The 18,806-nt window shown below is 65.5% G+C and carries 16 protein-coding genes and 1 tRNA gene; 7 read left to right on the top strand and 10 right to left on the bottom strand.

Annotated elements, in window-relative coordinates; genetic code table 11:
- The first annotated feature begins 27 nt into the window (after positions 1-27).
- Positions 28-1,569, top strand: a complete 1,542-nt coding sequence (locus tag ASC76_RS19290) for a 2-isopropylmalate synthase (RefSeq protein WP_056470146.1) — start codon at positions 28-30, stop codon at positions 1,567-1,569.
- Positions 1,570-1,752: 183 nt separating this feature from the next.
- A complete protein-coding gene (pbpG, locus tag ASC76_RS19285) occupies positions 1,753-2,775 on the top strand; it encodes a D-alanyl-D-alanine endopeptidase (RefSeq protein ID WP_082549349.1) in 1,023 nt (340 codons plus the stop codon).
- A 37-nt stretch (positions 2,776-2,812) separates the two neighbouring features.
- Here the strand turns inward: pbpG and ASC76_RS19280 are convergent, their stop codons facing one another.
- On the bottom strand, positions 2,813-3,583 hold the full coding sequence (locus ASC76_RS19280; RefSeq protein WP_056470141.1) for an IclR family transcriptional regulator: 771 nt from the start codon (positions 3,581-3,583) through the stop codon (positions 2,813-2,815).
- A gap of 73 nt (positions 3,584-3,656) precedes the next feature.
- Here ASC76_RS19280 and ASC76_RS19275 point away from each other — a divergent pair, with 73 nt between their 5' ends.
- Positions 3,657-4,772, top strand: a complete 1,116-nt coding sequence (locus ASC76_RS19275; protein WP_235580518.1) for a TIGR03790 family protein — start codon at positions 3,657-3,659, stop codon at positions 4,770-4,772.
- On the opposite strand, the gene hpnE is transcribed toward ASC76_RS19275, so the two are convergent.
- Genes hpnE through hpnC form a run of 3 tightly spaced genes read right to left on the bottom strand, consistent with a single transcriptional unit; the run spans position 4,773 to position 7,758 of the window.
- Entirely contained in the window at positions 4,773-6,074 is a 1,302-nt protein-coding gene (gene hpnE / locus ASC76_RS19270) for a hydroxysqualene dehydroxylase HpnE (protein WP_235580517.1), read from the bottom strand.
- The gene (gene hpnD, locus ASC76_RS19265) at positions 6,071-6,907 is read right to left on the bottom strand and encodes a presqualene diphosphate synthase HpnD (RefSeq protein WP_056471138.1); all 837 of its coding nucleotides are present in this window, start codon (positions 6,905-6,907) and stop codon (positions 6,071-6,073) included. The genes hpnE and hpnD overlap by 4 nt, the downstream gene beginning before the upstream one ends.
- Entirely contained in the window at positions 6,904-7,758 is an 855-nt protein-coding gene (hpnC, locus tag ASC76_RS19260; RefSeq protein WP_056470139.1) for a squalene synthase HpnC, read from the bottom strand. The genes hpnD and hpnC overlap by 4 nt, the downstream gene beginning before the upstream one ends.
- 119 nt (positions 7,759-7,877) lie before the next feature.
- Between hpnC and ASC76_RS19255 the strand changes: the two genes are divergently transcribed.
- From ASC76_RS19255 to ASC76_RS19245, 3 genes are all read left to right on the top strand, one after another.
- Positions 7,878-9,014 (top strand): efflux RND transporter periplasmic adaptor subunit, encoded by a 1,137-nt coding sequence (locus ASC76_RS19255; protein ID WP_056470136.1) that lies wholly within the window; start codon positions 7,878-7,880, stop codon positions 9,012-9,014.
- Entirely contained in the window at positions 9,011-12,145 is a 3,135-nt protein-coding gene (locus ASC76_RS19250) for an efflux RND transporter permease subunit (protein ID WP_082549286.1), read from the top strand. The genes ASC76_RS19255 and ASC76_RS19250 overlap by 4 nt, the downstream gene beginning before the upstream one ends.
- A gap of 232 nt (positions 12,146-12,377) precedes the next feature.
- Positions 12,378-12,464 (top strand) — tRNA-Leu (locus ASC76_RS19245).
- A 3-nt stretch (positions 12,465-12,467) separates the two neighbouring features.
- Here ASC76_RS19245 and ASC76_RS25550 read toward each other — a convergent pair.
- Positions 12,468-12,632, bottom strand: a complete 165-nt coding sequence (locus ASC76_RS25550; RefSeq protein WP_157615861.1) for a hypothetical protein — start codon at positions 12,630-12,632, stop codon at positions 12,468-12,470.
- Positions 12,633-12,674: 42 nt separating this feature from the next.
- On the opposite strand from ASC76_RS25550, the gene ASC76_RS19240 reads away from it, so the two are divergent.
- Positions 12,675-12,995 carry a hypothetical protein gene (locus ASC76_RS19240; protein ID WP_056470133.1) on the top strand — a complete coding sequence of 107 codons (321 nt, stop codon included), beginning with the start codon at positions 12,675-12,677 and terminating at the stop codon, positions 12,993-12,995.
- On the opposite strand, the gene ASC76_RS19235 is transcribed toward ASC76_RS19240, so the two are convergent.
- From ASC76_RS19235 to ASC76_RS19210, 5 genes are all read right to left on the bottom strand, one after another.
- On the bottom strand, positions 12,992-13,300 hold the full coding sequence (locus ASC76_RS19235) for a hypothetical protein (RefSeq protein WP_157615859.1): 309 nt from the start codon (positions 13,298-13,300) through the stop codon (positions 12,992-12,994). The genes ASC76_RS19240 and ASC76_RS19235 overlap by 4 nt on opposite strands.
- A gap of 633 nt (positions 13,301-13,933) precedes the next feature.
- Complete coding sequence (locus ASC76_RS19225; RefSeq protein WP_056470124.1) at positions 13,934-14,413, bottom strand: hypothetical protein; 480 nt, start codon at positions 14,411-14,413, stop codon at positions 13,934-13,936.
- Between the two features lie 271 nt (positions 14,414-14,684).
- A complete protein-coding gene (locus ASC76_RS19220; RefSeq protein ID WP_056470121.1) occupies positions 14,685-14,933 on the bottom strand; it encodes a hypothetical protein in 249 nt (82 codons plus the stop codon).
- Positions 14,934-16,522: 1,589 nt separating this feature from the next.
- Positions 16,523-18,232, bottom strand: coding sequence for a phage terminase large subunit (gene terL, locus ASC76_RS19215; RefSeq protein WP_056470118.1), 1,710 nt, complete (start codon positions 18,230-18,232; stop codon positions 16,523-16,525).
- 102 nt (positions 18,233-18,334) lie between these two features.
- Entirely contained in the window at positions 18,335-18,799 is a 465-nt protein-coding gene (locus tag ASC76_RS19210; RefSeq protein ID WP_056470114.1) for a M15 family metallopeptidase, read from the bottom strand.
- Positions 18,800-18,806 lie beyond the last annotated feature (7 nt).

Below are 18,806 nucleotides of genomic sequence, written 5' to 3'. Positions count from 1 at the left end.
ACCGAAGAACACAGGAGCAAGTTCATCATGGCCGACAAGCTGATCATTTTCGACACCACGCTGCGCGACGGCGAGCAATCGCCCGGCGCCTCGATGACCAAGGACGAGAAGCTGCGCATCGCGCGCCAGCTGGAACGTCTGAAGGTCGACGTGATCGAGGCCGGTTTCGCCGCTTCGTCGAACGGCGACTTCGAATGCGTGAAGGCCATCGCGCACGCGATCAAGGACAGCACCGTCTGCTCGCTCGCGCGTGCCAACGACCGCGACATCGCCCGCGCCGCCGAGGCGCTGGCCGGTGGCGCGTCGACCCGCATCCACCTGTTCCTGGCCACCAGCGCGCTGCACATGGAGAAGAAGCTGCGCATGACGCCCGACCAGGTGTTCGAGCAGGCGAGACTCGCGACCCGCTTCGCGCGCAACCTGAACGGCGATGTCGAGTTCTCGCCCGAGGACGGCTACCGCTCGGACCCGGACTTCCTGTGTCGTGTGCTCGAGGCCGTAATCGCCGAAGGTGCCACCACGATCAACGTGCCCGACACCGTCGGCTACGCGATCCCCGAGCTGTACGGCCAGTTCCTGCTCGACCTGCGCACACGCATCCCGAACTCGGACAAGGCCGTCTGGTCGGTGCACTGCCACAACGACCTCGGCATGGCCGTGGCCAACTCGCTGGCGGGCGTGATGATCGGCGGCTGCCGCCAGGTCGAGTGCACGATCAACGGCCTGGGCGAACGCGCGGGCAACTGTTCGCTCGAGGAGATCGTGATGGCGGTCAAGACGCGCCGCGACTACTTCAAGCTGGATCTGAACATCGACGCGACGCAGATCGTGCCGGCGTCGCGCCTCGTTTCGCAGACGACGGGCTTCGTCGTGCAGCCGAACAAGGCGGTGGTCGGCGCCAACGCCTTCGCGCACGCGTCGGGGATCCACCAGGACGGCGTGCTCAAGGCCCGCGACACCTACGAGATCATGCGAGCCGAAGACGTGGGCTGGGCCGCCAACAAGATCGTGCTCGGCAAGCTCTCGGGGCGCAACGCGTTCAAGCAGCGGCTGAAGGAACTGGGCATCGAGATGGAGAGCGAAGCCGAGATCAACGCCGGCTTCGTGCGGTTCAAGGAACTGGCCGACCGCAAGAGCGACATCTTCGACGAGGACATCATCGCGCTGGTGATGGACGAATCCGTGACCGCCGAGCAGGAGCACTACCGCCTGCTCGCGCTGTCACAGCGCTCAGAGATGGGCGAGAAGCCGCACGCCAGCGTGGCCTTTGCGGCCGGCGACATCGAGCACCATGCCGAAAGCGACGGCAACGGCCCGGTCGACGCGAGCCTGAAGGCGATCGAGTCGAAGCTCCAAAGTGGTGCGGAGATGCTGCTCTACTCGGTCAACGCCATCACCTCGGGCAGCACCGAATCCCAAGGCGAGGTCACGGTGCGACTGCAGCATGGCGGGCGGGTCGTCAACGGCGTGGGCGCCGACCCGGACATCGTCGTCGCGTCGGCCAAAGCCTACCTGTCGGCGTTGAACAAGCTGCACAGCAAGACCGAACGGGTCGCCGCCCAGGGCTGAGGACGGCCCAGCGGACGGCCGGCGAGTCTGGACTTGAGGAAGAGCGCGTAAGTTTTTGATCTTGCGCGCTTTTTTTCTTTCACCTACACTCCCGGCACTGAGCGAAAAGGGACGTCCGTGGCATCGATCAACAAGCTGGTTCTGGGTGGCATTTGGGCGCTGATCGCGACTTTTTCGCTCGCGATGCCGACGCATTCAGACGCGGCACAGCGGACCGCCAAGAAGAAGACCCACGCCGTCGCATCCGTGAAGCCCAAGGCCGCCGTCAAGTCGCGCGGCAAGAGTGCCCGCCAAGCGACGCTGGTCGGCTCCGGCAATGTCCGGCGCGTCTCGACCCTGATGCGAGTGGAGCCCGCCCGTCCGTCATTCGGTCAGATGTACGGGTTGCACAACACAGCTGATTCGCTCGATCTGAAGTCCAGCGTCGCGCTGGTGCTCGACTCGGACACCAACGAGGTGCTGTTCAGCAAGAACCCGGGCGCGGTGCTGCCGATCGCCTCGCTGACGAAGTTGATGACCGCGCTCGTCGTCACCGAAGCCAAGCTGCCGTTGAACGAGACGCTGACGATCACCGACGACGACGTCGACACCGAGAAGAACAGCCGCTCCCGCCTGCGCGTGGGCACGAGCCTCAGCCGCGAGGAGATGCTGCATCTCGCGCTGATGTCGTCGGAGAACCGCGCTGCGCACGCCCTCGGACGCGCTTATCCGGGAGGCCTGGAGGCGTTTGTCGCCGCGATGAATCGCAAGGCGCAGGAACTGGGCATGAAGGACACGCGCTACGTCGAACCCACGGGCCTGTCCAGCCGCAACCAATCGAGCGCGCGCGATCTCGCCACGCTGGTGCAGGCGGCGCAGGCGCATCCCATCATTCGCGAGTTCTCGACCTCGTCGGAATACGAGGTCGAAGTCGGCAACCGCCCGACGCAATTCCGCACCACCAACGCGCTGGTGCGCAGCCCGTCCTGGGACATCGCGCTGCAGAAGACCGGCTACATCACCGAAGCGGGTCGCTGCCTGGTGATGCAGGCGCGCATGGCGGGTCGCAAGCTGATCATGGTGTTCCTGGATTCGGCCGGCAAGTACTCGCGGATCGGTGACGCCGAGCGCGTTCGCCGCTGGGTCGCCGATTTGCCGGCCCATGCCGTCCACGCCGCGCCTGCCGCGGCCATCGAGACGGCCACCATCGCCAAGCCCATCTCCTGATGGCGGGCGGTGCGCCTTCAGGCGCGCCGGGCCTGGGTCACGCCGCGCGGTGCCCGAGCGCCGACGAGATCTGCGCGGCCGTTTCCTTCAGGCGCTCCAGCCAGCTTTCCTCCAGCCGGTCGGCTGGTGCCGAGATCGACAGGCCCGCCACCAGCTTGCCCTGGTCGTCGAGGATGCTCGCCGCCATGCAGCGCACGCCGAGTTCCAGTTCCTCGTCGTCCCGCGCCGTTCCGACGCGGTTGACGCGCGCCAGCTCGCGTTCGAGCTGCGCGAGCTCGGTGATGCTGTTGCGGGTATGTCCGGCCAGGCCGGTGCGCGTCGCGTAGGCGCGCACGCGGGTCGCGTCGTCCTGGGCCAGGAACAGCTTGCCGACCGACGTCAGGTGCAGCGGCGCGCGCCCGCCGATCGCACGCACGACCTGCATGCCGGAACGCTCGCTGTAGGTGCGTTCGATATAGACGATCTCGTCGCCCTGACGCATCGACAGGTTCACCGGCTGATGGGTCAGCTTGTGCAGTTCCCGCATCGGGCCGAGCGCGGCATCGCGCACGTCGAGCCGTGCCTTGACCAGGTTGCCCAGTTCCAGCAGACGCATGCCGAGCCGGTAACTGCCGGCCTCGGGGCGATCGACGTAGCGGCCGATCGTCAGGTCGTTCAGGATGCGGTGCGCGGTCGACGGGTGCAGGCCGGTCTGTTCGCTGATCTGTTTCAACGACACCGGATCGGGGTAGCTGGCGAGCACGTCGAGCAGCCCGAAAGCGCGCTCCAGCACCTGTATCGTCGGCGTCTTGCTTTCACTTTTGACCATGACCTCGATTCTCCCTCAGATCGTCAAATTTTTGTATGGCGAAAACGTCGGCTGTAATCCGGGACCTGGCATCTTGCGCACCGCGGTCGCGCTCGTCGCCTTCGCGGTGACGCTGGCCGCAGGGGCGCAAACCCGCGAGACGGACTACCTGAAACGTCAGTACGACTTCACCGCGCCGCCGGCGCCCGCCGCAAGCGCGAACCGGTGGACGCCCGTCCCGCGAATCACAGGCCGCATCACGAGCCGTGAACTCGGGTTGGTGATCAACACCGCCGACCCGTATTCGGTGGAAGTCGGCGAGTTCTACATCCAGGCGCGGGGCCTGACGCGCGCGCAGGTGCTGCGCCTCCAACTGCCGGTGCGCGGCGTGCTGACACCGGACGAATTCAGGCAGTTCGCCGCCGCGATCGATTCGTTCTTCGATGTGCCCGTACAGGCGCTCGCGCTGGCCTGGACGCAGCCCTACGCCGTGGCCTGCAACTCCATCACCGGCGCGCTCGCGCTCGGCTTCGACGCGGCGCTGTGCAACCACACGTGCGCGCCGTCGGCCCGCTCGCCGTATTTCAACAGCGCGACCGCGCGCCCGTACTCCGATCTGAAGCTGCGGCCCGCGATGCTGCTGGCGGCGCGCGACACGGCGATGGCCAAGGCAATGATCGAACGCGGGGTCGCGTCCGACGGCACGCTCGGGCTGCGCGGCAGCCCGCCGGTCCATGCCTATTTCGTCAAGACGAGCGACAGCGCCCGCAGCGCCCGGGCGCCGCTGTTCCCGCCGCCGGGCCTGCTGCGTCGCCCGGGGGTCGACGTGCATGTCGAAGCCAAGGAGGCGATCGAGAAGGCACAGCGCGTGCTGATCTACGAGACGGGCCTGGTGAGCGTGCCCAAGCTCGACACGATCGGCTGGGTGCCGGGGGCCCTGGCCGATCACCTCACGTCATTCGGTGGTCAGCTGGAGCGCGAGACCGGCCAGATGTCCATCCTCGACTGGATCGCTTCGGGTGCAACCGCCAGCTACGGCACCGTCTCCGAGCCGTGTGCCCACCCGCCCAAGTTCCCGAACCCTCAGGTCCTGTTGCTGCAGTACCTGCAAGGGGCCAGCGCGCTCGAGGCGTACTGGAAGAGCGTCGCCTGGCCGCAGCAGGGCGTGTTCATCGGCGAGCCGCTGGCCGCGCCGTTCGCGCGGCGCTGATCATCGCGGCTGACGCGCTGCGGCCAGGCCGCTGCGTACCGCGCCCTCCAGCGTCGCCGGGTACGGCCCGTCGACATGGTCGCCGGCCGCCACCAGCCCGGGCACGATCCGCATCGCCGGGCGAGGCAAGCCCGGCGTGCAGCGGAACGTGGCGCGCTTCTCGGTCAGTGTCCGCACGGCCGCGAGCCGCGCACTCCCGAGCTGATGGCGCAGGGCGACGCGGGCCTGCTGCAGCGTGGCCTCGGTGGTCGCCGCCATGCCGCGATCGACCCACGCTTGCGCGCCGCTGACGACGAACGCCAGCAGGCCTTGCGGTCCACCCAACTGCCCGCGGTCGAACACGAACTGCGCCGGCGCGTCGACGCCCGCGCGGAGCGCCAGCATCGGTTCGTCCAGGCGCACACCCTCGGCGCGGAGGTAGACGGTGACGATGGGCTCGTAGTGCAGAGCGGCGGCGCGCGCGGCCCACGCCGGTGCAATCTCGCGGACCAGCCGCGCCGCTTCCGTCGGCGTCGTCGCCAGCACGACGCGTTCGAACGGCTCGCCATCGATCGACCACCCGCCGCCAGCGGCGGCCAACGATCCGACGCGATGGGTCATGCGCACATTCGCGCCGGCCTGCGCCAGCCAACGCAGCGCCGGGTCGGGCACCAGCGCGCTGAGGCCGACCTTCGGCAGCAGCAGGTCCGCGGAGCCCGGGCCCGAGAAGAGCGCGTCCTTCAGCACGCGCAGGAACACGCGCGCACTCGCCTCGTCGGCCGGCGTGTTCAACGCGGCCACGCACAGCGGATCGATCAGGTCGTCGCGGATGGCGGCGGGCAGGCGGCGGGTCAGCGTGCCGACGCTCAGCGCAGGATCGCAGCGAAACCCGCGCACCGCCCAACCCGCGGCGGCGACCAGCAGGGCCAGGCGCGCGCCCAGCGGCCAGCCGCGCTGGCGCAGCACCGCCGCACCGAACGCCTGCACCGGCGCACCCGGGCGCAATTGGAGGCCGATGCCGTCCGGGTAGGTCACGCGCAACGGCGTGCGCACGAAGGCATCGGCCGGCTCGACGCCGAGCGTGCGCAGCAGCGCGAGCGTCTGCACGTACGCGCCAATCAGGATGTGCTGACCGTTGTCCAGCAACTGCCCGTCGCGGTCGACATCCCGTGCCCGGCCACCGAGCTGGGGGGCCATCTCGAACAGCGTGACGTGGTCGCCGCGGCGCGTCGCCTCGACGGCTGCCGCCAGCCCGGCCCAGCCGCCGCCCACCACCGCGATCCGGGTCGCGCCCGGTCGGCGCGGCGCGGCGAGCGGGTTCACCGGCCGCGCCAGTTCGTGCGCATCGCAATCCAGAGCTTGCGCAGCGGCGTCAGCGACGTGCGCTGGTGCAGCACCTGGAAGCCGCCGGCCTCGATCTCGCGCAACAGGGTGCGGTAGATGTTGGCCATCATCACGCCGGGCTTCTGGGCCGCGCGGTCCGCAGCGGGCAGCAGCGCGAAAGCTTCGTCGTACAAGCGGTGCGCGCGGTCGGCCTGGAACTTCATCAGCGCGGTGAAGCGATCGCTGTAGCCCCGGTTCAGGACTTCCTGCGCCTTGACCTCGAACTGCTTCAGTTCGGAGACGGGCAGGTAGATGCGGCCGCGACGCGCGTCGTCGCCGACATCGCGGATGATGTTGGTCAGCTGCATCGCCAGGCCGAGGCGATGCGCGTAGTCGGTGGTGTGCGGGTCGGTGCGGCCGAAGATGCTCGCGGCCACCTCACCGACCACGCCGGCGACCAGATGACAGTAGCGCGCCAGCCCCGGGAAGTCGAGGTAGCGCGACTGCTCGAGGTCCATCTGGCAGCCGTCGACCACCGCGAGCAGGTGCTCGGCGCGGATATCGAACTCGGCCGCGTGCGGCATCAACGCTTTGGTGACCGGGTGGCTCGGCTGACCGCCGAACGCGGACGCCACCTCCTTGCGCCACCAGGCGAGCTTGGTCGCCGCGACGCCCGGATCGCTGACCTCGTCGACCACGTCGTCGACCTCGCGGCAGAACGCGTAGAACGCGGTGATCGCGGCGCGGCGCGGCGGCGGCAGGAACAGGAAGGCGTAGTAGAAGCTCGAGCCGCTCTTGGCCGCCTTGTCCTGCACGTACTGTTCGGGCGTCATGCGGAGCGGCTCGCGACGAGCGCGCGCGGCGCGCGCATCCACAGCGCGCGCCACAGCAGCACGGGTGCGTCGAGCGCCTTGACGGTCGGCCGCGCATTCAGCGTCGCGAAGTCCATCGCCTCGATTTTCTCCAGGATGCGCAGGCCCCCTTGCACCACCAGACGCAGCTCCCAGCCGGCGCGGCCGGGGACCGCGTGCACCAGCGGTGCGCCGGCATGCATCAGGTCGCGCGCCCAGCCGACGAGATCGGCCACCAGCGCGCGCACGTTCGGCGCGTCGTGCTGCCCGAGCAGCGCGGACGCCGTGACGCCATGGCGGACGCAATCGCTGGCGGGCGGGTAGATGCGTCCACGGCGGGTGTCGACGCCCAGGTCCTGCCAGAAGTTGGCCAGCTGCAGCGCCGTGCAGATCGAATCCGACTGGCGCAGCGCCTGCGCGTCGTCGACGCCATACAGGTGCAGCAGCAGCCGGCCCACGGGATTGGCCGAACGCCGGCAGTAGTCCAGCAGCTCGGCGCGATCGGCGTAGCGCGTCTTGACCACGTCCTGCTCGAACGCGCTCAGCAGATCGGCCAGCAGATCGCCCGGCAGCGCGTGGGCGACGAGGGCCGCGCGCAGCGGCCCGAAGACGTGCGGCCATCGCGACGATGGCGCGTCGCCCCGGCAGGCGGCGGCCAGGTCGGCACGGTAACTGCTCAACTCGGCCAGGCGCTGGTCGGCCGGCGCGTCGCCCTCGTCGGCGATATCGTCGGCCGTGCGGGCGAAGTGGTAGATCGCACTGACCGCCGGCCGCAGGCGGGGCGGGCACAGGATCGATGCGACCGGAAAGTTCTCGTAGTGTTCGACGCTCACGGCACGATTGTCCACGTTGTGCGGCGGGGCGGCGGCCGCGCCGGGCGGTAGTGTTTGACACTGGCCGGGGTGGCCGAATATATTACTGACCGGTCAGTCATTTAAAGCCGAGGAATCCCATGCGCCCTGCGCTGATCGTCAAGCTGGCCGCCGTCGCGGCAATCGCAGCGCTCGCCGCCTGCTCCCGCACCGAGACCGCGCCCGATCCGATCCGCGCGGTTCGGACCCTGACCGTCTCGCCGCAGACCGCCGGCGGCAGTTTCGACTACGCCGGCGAGGTCAAGGCGCGCACCGAGTCGCGCCTGAGCTTCCGGGTCGGGGGCAAGATGGTGAAGCGGCTGGTCGACCTCGGCGACACCGTGAAGGTCGGGCAAGTGCTGGCGCAACTCGATGCGCGCGACCTTCGCCTCGGGCAGGACGCGGCCCGCGCCAGCATGGCGGCGGCGCAGGCCTCCTACGAGCAAAGCGCCGCCGACTACAAGCGCTACAAGGAACTGAGCGACAAGGGCTTCATCGGCCCGGCCGAACTCGATCGCCGCGAGATGGCGATGAAGACGGCGAGCGCGCAGCTGGACCAGGCGCGCGCGCAGTCCAACGTGCAGGGCAACCAGGCGGGCTATGCCACCTTGGTCGCGGATGTCAGCGGCGTGATCACCGGCGTCGATCTCGAGCCCGGCATGGTCGCGTCCGCCGGCACGCCGGTGCTGCGGCTGGCGCACGACGGCCCGCGTGACGTGGTTTTCTCGGTGCCGGAAGACAAGGTCGCGACCGTCAAGGCGCTCGCCGGGCAGCCCGGGTCTTTCACCGTCAAGGTCTGGGGCACCGACGCGCCACTGCCGGCGACCATCCGCGAGATCTCGGCTGCCGCTGATCCGGCCACCCGCACCTTCCTCGTCAAGGCCGACATCGGCACCGCCGCCGCAGGGGCGCGCCTCGGCCAGACCGCCACCGTGTCGATGGAGCTGCCCCAGGTGGCAGGCGTCAACAAGCTGCCGCTGTCGGCACTGCGGGAAGAGCAGGGGCGCAGTGCGGTCTGGTTGGTCGACCGCGCCAGCATGACCGTCAAGTCGCAGGAGGTGAAGCTTGCCGGCGCCGACGGCAACGAGGCCGTGATCACCGGTGGCCTGTCTCCCGGGCAGATCGTCGTGACCGCGGGGGTGCACGTGCTGAGCCCGGGGCAGAAGGTCAAGTTCTATGTCGATCCCGGCGCGACGACCGCGCCCGCGGCGTCGGGCACACCGGTCAGCGTCAAGTGAGCGAGCCGGCCGTGGGGGATCAGGACGCGCCGTCGCGCTTCAACATCTCGAAGTGGGCGCTCGATCATTCGGCGCTGACCCGCTACCTGCTGATCGTGCTGCTGGCGCTGGGCGCGGCCGCGTACTTCCAGCTCGGGCAGGACGAGGATCCGCCGTTCACGTTCCGCGCGATGGCGCTGCGCGTGTTCTGGCCCGGCGCCACCGCGCAACAGGTCGCCGAGCAGGTCACCGACAAGCTCGAGAAGACGCTGCAGGAAGTGCCGTACGCCGACAAGATCCGCAGCTACTCCAAGCCCGGCGAGGCGCTGATCATCTTCCAGGTGCGCGACTCGTCGCCGCCGAAGGAGATGCCGCAGATCTGGTACACGGTGCGCAAGAAGATCGGCGACATGCGCGCGACGCTGCCGGGTGGCGTGACCGGCCCGTATTTCAACGACGAGTTCGGCGATGTCTACGGCTCGATCTACGCGCTGTCGGCCGACGGCTTCAGCTACCAGGAACTGAAGGACCAGGCGGACCGCGTGCGCCAGCGCCTGCTGAAGGTGCAGGACGTCAACAAGGTCGGCATCTTCGGCGCGCAGGACGAGAAGCTGTTCGTCGAGATCCCGCAGAAGCGCCTCGCGCAGCTCGGGCTCGACTTCAACCAGGTGCTGGCGCAGCTGGGGCAGCAGAACGCGGTCGAATCGGCCGGCACCGTCAACGCGCCGACCGATTACCTGCAGGTGCGGGTGGGCGGCCAGTTCAACACCGTCGAGGAACTGCGCCAGTTCCCGATCCGCGCGAACGGCGCCAACTTCAAGCTCGGCGACATCGCCGAGATCAAACGCGCCTATGTCGATCCGCCGCAGGTCAAGGTGCGGCATCAGGGCCACGAGGTCATCGCGCTCGGCATCTCGATGGCCAAGGGCGGCGACATCATCCGCATGGGGCATTCGCTGGACACCACGATCGCGCAGATCCGCGCCGAGCTGCCGGCCGGCATCGAGCTGCATCAGTTCCAGAACCAGTCGAAGGTCGTCTCGGGTTCGGTCAACGAGTTCGTCGGCGTGCTGATCGAGGCGGTCGTGATCGTGCTGGCGGTCAGCTTCATCAGCCTCGGGCTGCATTTCAAGCCGTTCCGGCTCGACTGGCGGCCGGGGCTGGTCGTGGGCATCACGATCCCGCTGGTGCTGGCGATCACGTTCGTGACGATGTACTACTGGGGCGTCGGGCTGCACAAGATCTCGCTCGGCTCGCTGATCATCGCGCTCGGGCTGCTGGTCGACGACGCGATCATCTCGGTCGAGATGATGGTGCGCAAGCTCGAAGAGGGCTACGACAAGGTGCGCGCCGCGACCTTCGCCTACGACGCCACCGCGATGCCGATGCTCACCGGCACGCTGATCACCGCGGTCGGCTTCCTGCCGATCGGGCTGGCGCAATCGACGGTCGGCGAATACACCTTCGCGATCTTCGCTGTCACGGCCGCGGCGCTGCTGATCTCGTGGTTCGTGTCGGTCTACTTCGTGCCCTACCTCGGCGTGTGGCTGCTGAAGACCCGCCCGCATGCGGGCCAGCCGCACGAGATGTTCGACACGCCGTTCTACGGGCGCTTCCGGCGCACGGTGGGCTGGTGCGTGCAGCACCGCTGGCTCACGATCGGCCTGACGATCGGCACGCTGGTGCTCGGGATCGCCGGCATGGGCAAGGTGCAGAACCAGTTCTTCCCGGATTCGAGCCGGCCCGAGATCATCGTCGACCTGTGGTTCCCGGAAGGCACCTCCTACGCGGCCAACGAGGCAGTGACCAAGCGCGTCGAAGCGCGGGTCATGAAGCTCGATGGCGTCGACCACGTGACGACCTGGGTCGGCAGCGGCGTCGAACGCTTCGTGCTGGTGCTCGACCAGATCTTCCCGCAGAGCAACGTCAGCCAGATGGTCGTGCTGCCGAAGAACCTGAAGGCGCGCGAAAAGCTGCGTCAGGCGCTGCCGGAGCTGCTGGCGACCGAGTTCCCGGAGGTCCGCGGTCGCGCCAAGCTGCTGCCGAACGGGCCGCCGGTGGCGTATCCGGTGCAATTCCGCGTGGTCGGGCCCGACGCCGCGAAGGTGCGCGGATACGCCGACGAGGTCAAGGCCATCATGCGGCAGAACCCGAATCTGCGCGGCATCAACGACAACTGGAACGAGTCGGTCAAGGTGCTGCGCCTGGACATCGACCAGGACAAGGCCCGAGCCCTCGGCGTGACCAGCCAGTCGATCGCGCAGGCCGCGCGCACCATCAATACCGGCACCACGATCGGCCAGTACCGCGAGGACGACAAGCTGGTCGACATCGTGCTGCGCCAGCCGCTGGACGAGCGTGACGCGATCACGGATCTCGCCAACGGCTACGTGCCGACCACCAGCGGCCGCAGCATCCCGCTCGGTCAGATCGCCCGCGCCAGCTTCGTCTGGGAGCCGGGCGTGCTGTGGCGGGAAGGGCGTGACTACGCCGCCACGGTGCAGGGCGACATCATTGAGGGGCTGCAGGGTGCCACGGTGACCGCGCAGCTCGACCCGCTGTTCAAGCCGGTGCGCGACAAGATGCTGCCCGGCTACCGCATCGAGGTGGCAGGCGCGGTGGAGGAGAGCAGCAAGGGCCAGGGCTCGATCGCGGCCGGTGCGCCGCTGATGCTGTTCATCATGTTCACGCTGCTGATGCTGCAGCTGCACAGTTTCAGCCGCTCGGCGCTCGTGTTCCTGACCGCACCGCTGGGCATCGCCGGCATCGCCGCCGCGCTGCTGGTGCTGAACCGGCCGTTCGGCTTCGTCGCGCTGCTGGGCGTGATCGCGTTGATGGGGATGATCATGCGCAACTCGGTGATCCTGATCGACCAGATCGAGCAGGACCGGGCGCGTGGCGTGCCGACCTGGGACGCGATCGTCGAGGCGGCGGTGCGCCGCTTCCGCCCGATCATCCTGACCGCGGCGGCCGCGGTGCTGGCGATGATCCCGCTGTCGCGCAGCGTGTTCTGGGGGCCGATGGCGGTCGCGATCATAGGCGGACTGATCGTCGCCACCGTGCTCACGCTGCTGTCGCTGCCGGCGATGTATGCGGCATGGTTCCGCGTCCGGCGCGACGAGCCGGCCCGAACGCCCGCCGAGAACGGCTAAAATCCGCCTTTCGCCGAGGGATGCCCCTCGCGCGGGTGGCGAAATTGGTAGACGCACCAGGTTTAGGTCAGGTCGTCTCTACCAGTGCGATAAAGCAACAACCCAGGAGCGCTAGGCCTGGCGCGGGTTGCAGCGCTCCGGTAGATTGGCAAGAGACAATTTCTCCGCGTCTACCGGGTCGTCTACCGCCCGAGAGCGTTTAAAACGGCAGACGAACAAGTTTTTCTGGTCGGCCCCGGTGGCTAAATCGGTAGAAGCGCAGCGCTTAGGACGCTGTTTCCGCAAGGAAGTGTCGGTTCGAGTCCGACCCGGGGCACCAACGCTATTTGCGCGGCTCGCTCGCTTTGTCGATGGCGGCGAGGGCGGCAAGGAATGCCTCCGCCGTGCGGTCCTCTTCCATGGCCACTTGCCATTCTTCCCAGGTCGGAATCTCGGCGTAGTCAGGCCAGTCAGCTGGCAGCCAGGGCGGGAGCTTGCGGGGTTCCATCGCGACAGCATACCCCTCGAGGGCGCCTATACACTTGCTGCGGTGAACCACACTCAACACCGCGCCATTGTCTACTGCAAGAAGCCCACGGCCCTCGTCAACGGCGTCTCGTTCGGGCCATACCTCTGCTATGTGATGGCGGCGGCCGATGAGGTGGACCCCTTCGCGCCCGTGCTGCCGGTGCCCGATGAAACAGGGCAGGCGCTCGTCGGCCGGAGCTATGCATTCGTGGACGTCTACGCGCTGGCGGTCTTCCTGCTTCAGCACGACCTCATGCCTGAGCCGCTGCCAAGCGAGGAGGGCTGGCCCAACGACTGGATGTTCGTGGATGAGGCCAGCATGGCGTACTTGCTCGCGGATTAGCCGCAGGGCGAGAACACTGGAAGGGTGCGTGTGCCAGTGTCGACCGGCTCGGTGCACGTCTCGTTGTCTTTCAGGCGCCGTGGCTGCTTCGGCTTGAACGCCATGTAGACCGGCTCGCCTACCAGGGTCAGGCCCCGGAGCTTCGCTACGTCTCGCGCAACGCGGCCGGCAATGGTGGTCGAAAAGGCCGGCACGGTGATGTTGATGCCTTCGGCGGTGCTGTATTGATAAGTGCGGTCCAGTGGGCTTTTGCCCAGGTCACGTCGTCCCATGATGTTCTCCGTTGTATTGTTGGTGTTATTCATCAGGGTTATATCTCGCCAAGATTAGCGGGTCGTACCCCGTCCCACCCGGCTTGCGCCTTCGGTGGTTTAAAGGTGTAGCAACCGGCGACCGCGCGCGTTCAACTTCAACACACGAACGCGGGCATCCGTGGGCGACAAGGTCAACGAGGCCAGGTCCAACGGCGTCCCAACACATGGACTGGGTGAGCCGTGGTTGCTCAACCGGGACATCAGGCGTGACGCCGCTGCCTGGGATATCCGCAGGGTTCGTTGCAGGTCCTCCTGCGTTGCCCCGAACTCCCCGCGCTGCGCCAGCAGCACTAGCGTGCGCAGCATCAGCACGGTCATCTTGGTGTCCCGGTGCAAGGCTGCATCGAGGACGGACGCTGTTGCATCTAGGTCTAACATGGTTGCACCTCAGATAAACTTGGGCTACTATATCCCCATGTGCATACTTGTGCAACGAAGGAGACAACGATGGACGAAGTAAACGTGGGTGCTGTGGTGTGCTACCTGGTGTTGTGCGCGGTTCTTCCATGGTTGTTTCCTGGGGTGTTCCGGTTCGGGCAGCTGCAGAAGCCCTGAAGACGAAAAAAAGCAGCCCAGGGAGGTTATCCGAGGGCTGCGATGAATCAAGGTTGAATCAGTGCTGAATCAAGCGGTGACAGTGGCCAGTTTGCGTGCGTCCGCCAGGGTGCCGAGGCAGTAGTCAGTGAAGTCGAGCGCGTGAAGGAACTCACGCACCTGCGAACTCACAAACATCACCACCAGGCCCGTGACGCCGAGAGCAACAGCGTTCGGTGCAGTCATGCCGAGCATAAGCATGAGGCCGAACGAACTGATGCTGAAGAGCAGTGCAGGGCTGATGTAGAACATCGGCTTCTGCTGGGTTCTGCACATGTAGGCCTCGTGGAGCATCAGCGAGCTGGTGAGCCAACGACGGACAAACATCTGGGACCGTTCTGCATTCGTGAGCGGAGCGTGTCCGTTCGCGACCAAGGCGCCGTCCTTCATCCTGCGTACGTTCGAGGGCCAGAAATAAGCCCAGAGCGCTGCCGATGAGAGTGCCTTCACTTCGTAGAACACGACGATGAGGGCGGCGGTATAACCAATTGCGGAGATGATGGAGTTCATAAGAAGCTTTCGTGTGGTTGTTGTGGATGCCGGATTGCATCCCTGAAACACACTCGAGTGCACCGGTCAGTGCTCCGAATCGTGCTTGAGGGATGCAACCGCGGAATCAACCGTGGCCGCATCTTTCTGAAAGCCTTCGTCTATCCGAAGTGTCGTAGGTCGCTGTTATTACGGACACCTGCGCCTGGTCCGGTTCTCTCATCACAGAGCTTGTAAGGAATGTCCTCTCAGAGGCCCACCTTGGTGGGCTACTGGCAGGGCACTGCTTGAGTTAGTGGCAGCGGCTCACGATGCCTGGCAGTGCAGCAGCGAGGTCGTCAGCGTCTTGGAAGCGGAAGTCAAACACGATGCCGCCGGTGATGCACTGGACTTCGATGGCGTCGTCGAATTCGTACGCTTGGACTGTGGTGTCTTCCGTCTCTGCGTTGATGAAGGTGCCATTCGAGTCGGCGCCTGCGCTGGCAGTCCAGCCGCGGCTGTTCAGAGTGTTGGCGATGGTGTTGGCTTGGTTGATGTTCATGGTGTGCTCCGTTGTGGTTGGGTTGTTTTCTACTGCTATGCAACGTATAGGCAACGCCAACTCGCCAACATGCTCAAAACACCTCTTTTTCGTCCTTTTGACCGATGATTTGTTTCTATCGAGAAATCGCAATCCAATAGTAAAAGCCTATCGACCCTGTTATCACCCCTGTTGATATCTCATCCAACAGGCCTTTCAACTCGCACAACCTCGCGCAACCCGCACCAGCACTGGCGCGCAGCCGTTTCGCAATCCCCGGCGCTTCTTCAATTCGTGCGCAGCCCACTACGGCCAAACTTGACCCACGGCGAGCACTCCAAGCCCACAGCCTTTTCCTTGGCCGAACGTTCCTTTGTTGTCATCTTGGGTGCTTCCTGGTTGTTATCCTTCAATCAACTCCAACAGCCTTGGTTCCAACCCGGACCGCCGGCGACGGCGCAAGTTGTCCTGGTTCCAACCTGGTGCTCTTAACCCGGTCGGACGGCGTCAATCCCCGTTGTCTTCAGTTGCCCTGGTTGCAACTTGGGTGGGCTTCCGAGCGCAGCGAGCCTGTTGGCCCTGGTTGAACTCTGTTGCTCTCTTGGTCACAACCTGGTCCGTCTGCGTTGACCGTGGTGCCCTACCGAGCGCAGCGAGGTGGTTGAACCTGGGTTGTTGCGAGCGAAGCGAGCTGGGTTGCAACGGAGGTACGACTGCGTTGGGTCTTGGTTGGGTCTGCGTTGCGACGTGGGTTGGTTGGTTGATTCATCGTTGACCTGACCGGTCGATTCATCGTCGGACCTGACCGAGCGAAGCGAGGGTGTTGAGCCTGCGTTGCGTTGGCCTTGGTTGGGTGCCTGGTATCGCAGTTCGAACGTGCGTTGGGTCCGAGCGAAGCGAGTGGCCCCTGGTATCGCCGTTCAAGGGTGGACCTGGTCTCGCCTTGCAATGGGCGTGAGTCCTGCATTCGAAAAAGGGTTGCAACAGTTAGCCTCGCGAGTGTGGCCCCCCTACTGCAATCGAGAGGAGTGTTGCCTTCCCCCGCGTAGACCGAGCGAAGCGGAGGGCTACGGGGGGAAGAACTGGGGGCCACACACGATGCCCTGTCACAGATTTTTGGCAAAATTTCCGAACCCACACCCAAGTCCAACCCTGTCCAACCACCTCGCTTCGCTCGGCAACTGAGCAGCAACGGAAGAACCACCCTGGTTCCAACCCGGACTCCTCAACCTCGGTCAACACCGTCTGGCCTTGGTTTCAACCTGGAGTCCATCCAGGGGTAAGGCACCGTTGATGGCAACCCGGTTTCGACCCCGTAGCAACTCCGTGGGCTACCCCGTGCCACCCCGTGCCGGCGCCTCGCGCGCGGACCAGGTTCAACTGGGTTCAACCAGGTTCAACCTAGTTTCATCTTTGTATCAACCATGAACAACCATGGTTCAACCTGGGGGGTTCTTAGTTCTATTCCATACACGTCTACTCTGACGAGCCGCAGGCAACTTGGTTGAACCAAGGGGGTCTATTTCTTGATGAAAAGGACCCCCCAGGAACAACCGTGTAGCAACTTTGGCCAACCAGATTCCAGCCGGCCAAGCTGACGCTACGCGTCATTACCGACGCAGCATGCCCCCTCCGGCGGGTTTGGCGTGGCGGCCCAGCAGGGACTTCCTGAAGGTCTGGCCGAACTTCTCGAAGTGCTCCTTGCGCATCTTGGCGACGTGCTCTTCCGCCGATTTGTTGACGTCCTGGCTCATCGAATTGATGCAGTAGCGCACGGCCAAATAAAGAGCGTCGATACGGTCGTCGTTCTTCAAACTCTGGCGGTCCTTCGTCAGCCTGGTGAGCTGGTAGAAGAGGCTGTAGATGTTTTCCTGGTCGCCGCGCATCGCTTTTCCGCAGTCGCGCTGCAGCACGCCGATGTCGACCACGAGGCGGTGCTGGTTCAGGACGGGCTCGAGCATGTCGAGAATGCGGCGCTCCTTCTGGCCCTGCACGTTGATTTCCTCGATGCTGGTTGGGTGCGTGGCAGCCACGAACGGGAACAGCAATTTGCCGAACATACCGTCGCCCATGTTGGACTCGTAGACGATTTTCGTGACGCGGTAGTCGCGCGCCTTGTTGGCGATTTCCTGCAGCACTTCGTCGTCGTAGCCTTCCTGGAAGCCGCCTGAATCGAGCAGGAACAGCCGGCCTTTGAGGCAGCCAATGACGGCGTAGCCGGTTTCGTCGGAGCCCCGGCCCGATGGGTCGATGGCCAGCACCTTGAAGTCGTAGGGCACGAAGGAACTGTCATGCAGCTTGAAGGGCTTGTACAGGCGGTCGCCTTCGAAGCCGATGTTCGGGATGCCTTCCTCCTGGATGACGCACTCTTTGACGGCCGCGTAGTCCACCTGTATCGGTGCCTTGTCCGGGTTCAGGTGCATGAACATCAGGTCGCGCAGCTTCAGGGGGTAGCGCGTCTCGTCCGACAGCGTCGGGTCCAGCATGTACTGCAGCATGAACCAGGAATAGCCTTCGGCCTGCTTGGCGAGGATGAAAGCGGCATCGAAGCGGGGAATGCCGACGCTCTTGTTGGCCTTGGAGGGCAGCCAGGCGTCCTTAATGAGCGGCGCCAGGCGTGAGCAATAGGTCGGGTTCGCCATCTGCTCTTCGGAGGGGTATTGAATCGGCCAGACGCGGATTTCGTAGCCCTTTTTCTCGATTTTCGAGTAGATGGTCTGCTCCGTTTGGGGCGTTCCCAGGTAGATAATGCGCCCGCCAGGGGACAGCACGGCGCCGAACTCGGACGCCAGGCGCAAGAGGTCGTCGCGCATGTTCTGCGTCAGCGAATTGGTGACCGTCTCGATGTCGTCGGGGATGATGATGTTCGCGCGCGAGCCCACCACGTCGCCGGTGATACCCACGGCCTTGACGGAAGGGGCCACGGCAATGTTGCAGCCCACCACGTCGAACTTCTGCATCGTGTTCTGGCCCATGTTGGCCGGCGAGTCAGGGTTCAGGTGCTGGAACAGGGAGCATTCGCGCATCAGCTTGCGGATAAAGGTCGAAATCTCGATGGCCTTGCCCGCGTTCTTACTGACGATAAGGATTTTCAGGTCCGGATTCATCAGCAGGCACCAGCAAACGAACGTTGCCGTAATCCAAGTTTTGCCAACACCACGGAACGCTTGGATGATGAGCTTGTCAGGGCCTTGCTGCAGGTACTTGGACATGTCCAGTTGGACCAAATCGGGCATGTCCATCTTCAGGAACGCCCAGACGAGAATCAGGCAGTTCCGGAAGTCATTGAGCTTGCCGAGTTCTTTGTTGTAGAGCTTCATTTGTCTCCGGTCTTCAGGGGGTTCTGCCGGCCGCTAGGGCCCCCCGCGCGGACCAGGGGCTACCTGGTGTCGGACGAGGGGCCGAAGGGGCCTGCAGGGGGTTTAAGGGCGGGTGCGCCAGTTCGGCAGCTGGAAGTGCGGTGGGTCCTGGAAGCCAGTCCAGGCGCCACCCCAGTCCAACCCCAGCTTCACGCCGATGGCACCGGCGGTTTTCCAGGGTTTCGTGGCTGCGTCCCAGTTGGCCTTGCCGTCCGGGTTGATGACGACGATGTCGAAGGCCCGGGCCCACGGTTGGCCGTTCTTGGTCCATTCGTGGGGGCTGTTTCCTGCGGTGGCCTTGGTGACCTGGGGCAGGTCAGGGCGGGCCTTGGCCCGGATGCCCTTGGCGTCCAGTTGGGCCTGGGTTCTGCCCTGCGCGAACAGGGAGTTCTGGTATTCAGCGGAGCGGTGGGTCTGAGTGACGCGGATGTCCAGGCCGGCGAGCTTGCATTCACTAAGGAATGCTTCACACAGCCGTTTCAACTCGGGGTCGAGCAAGGATGTGTCGCGGGTGGGGTAGGTGACCATGGTTGCC

The sequence above is a fragment of the Rhizobacter sp. Root404 genome (assembly GCF_001425865.1).
GTDB lineage: Bacteria > Pseudomonadota > Gammaproteobacteria > Burkholderiales > Burkholderiaceae_C > LMDS01.
Note: the sequence above shows the minus strand (reverse complement) of the source record. Positions and strands in the feature narration are given on the sequence as shown.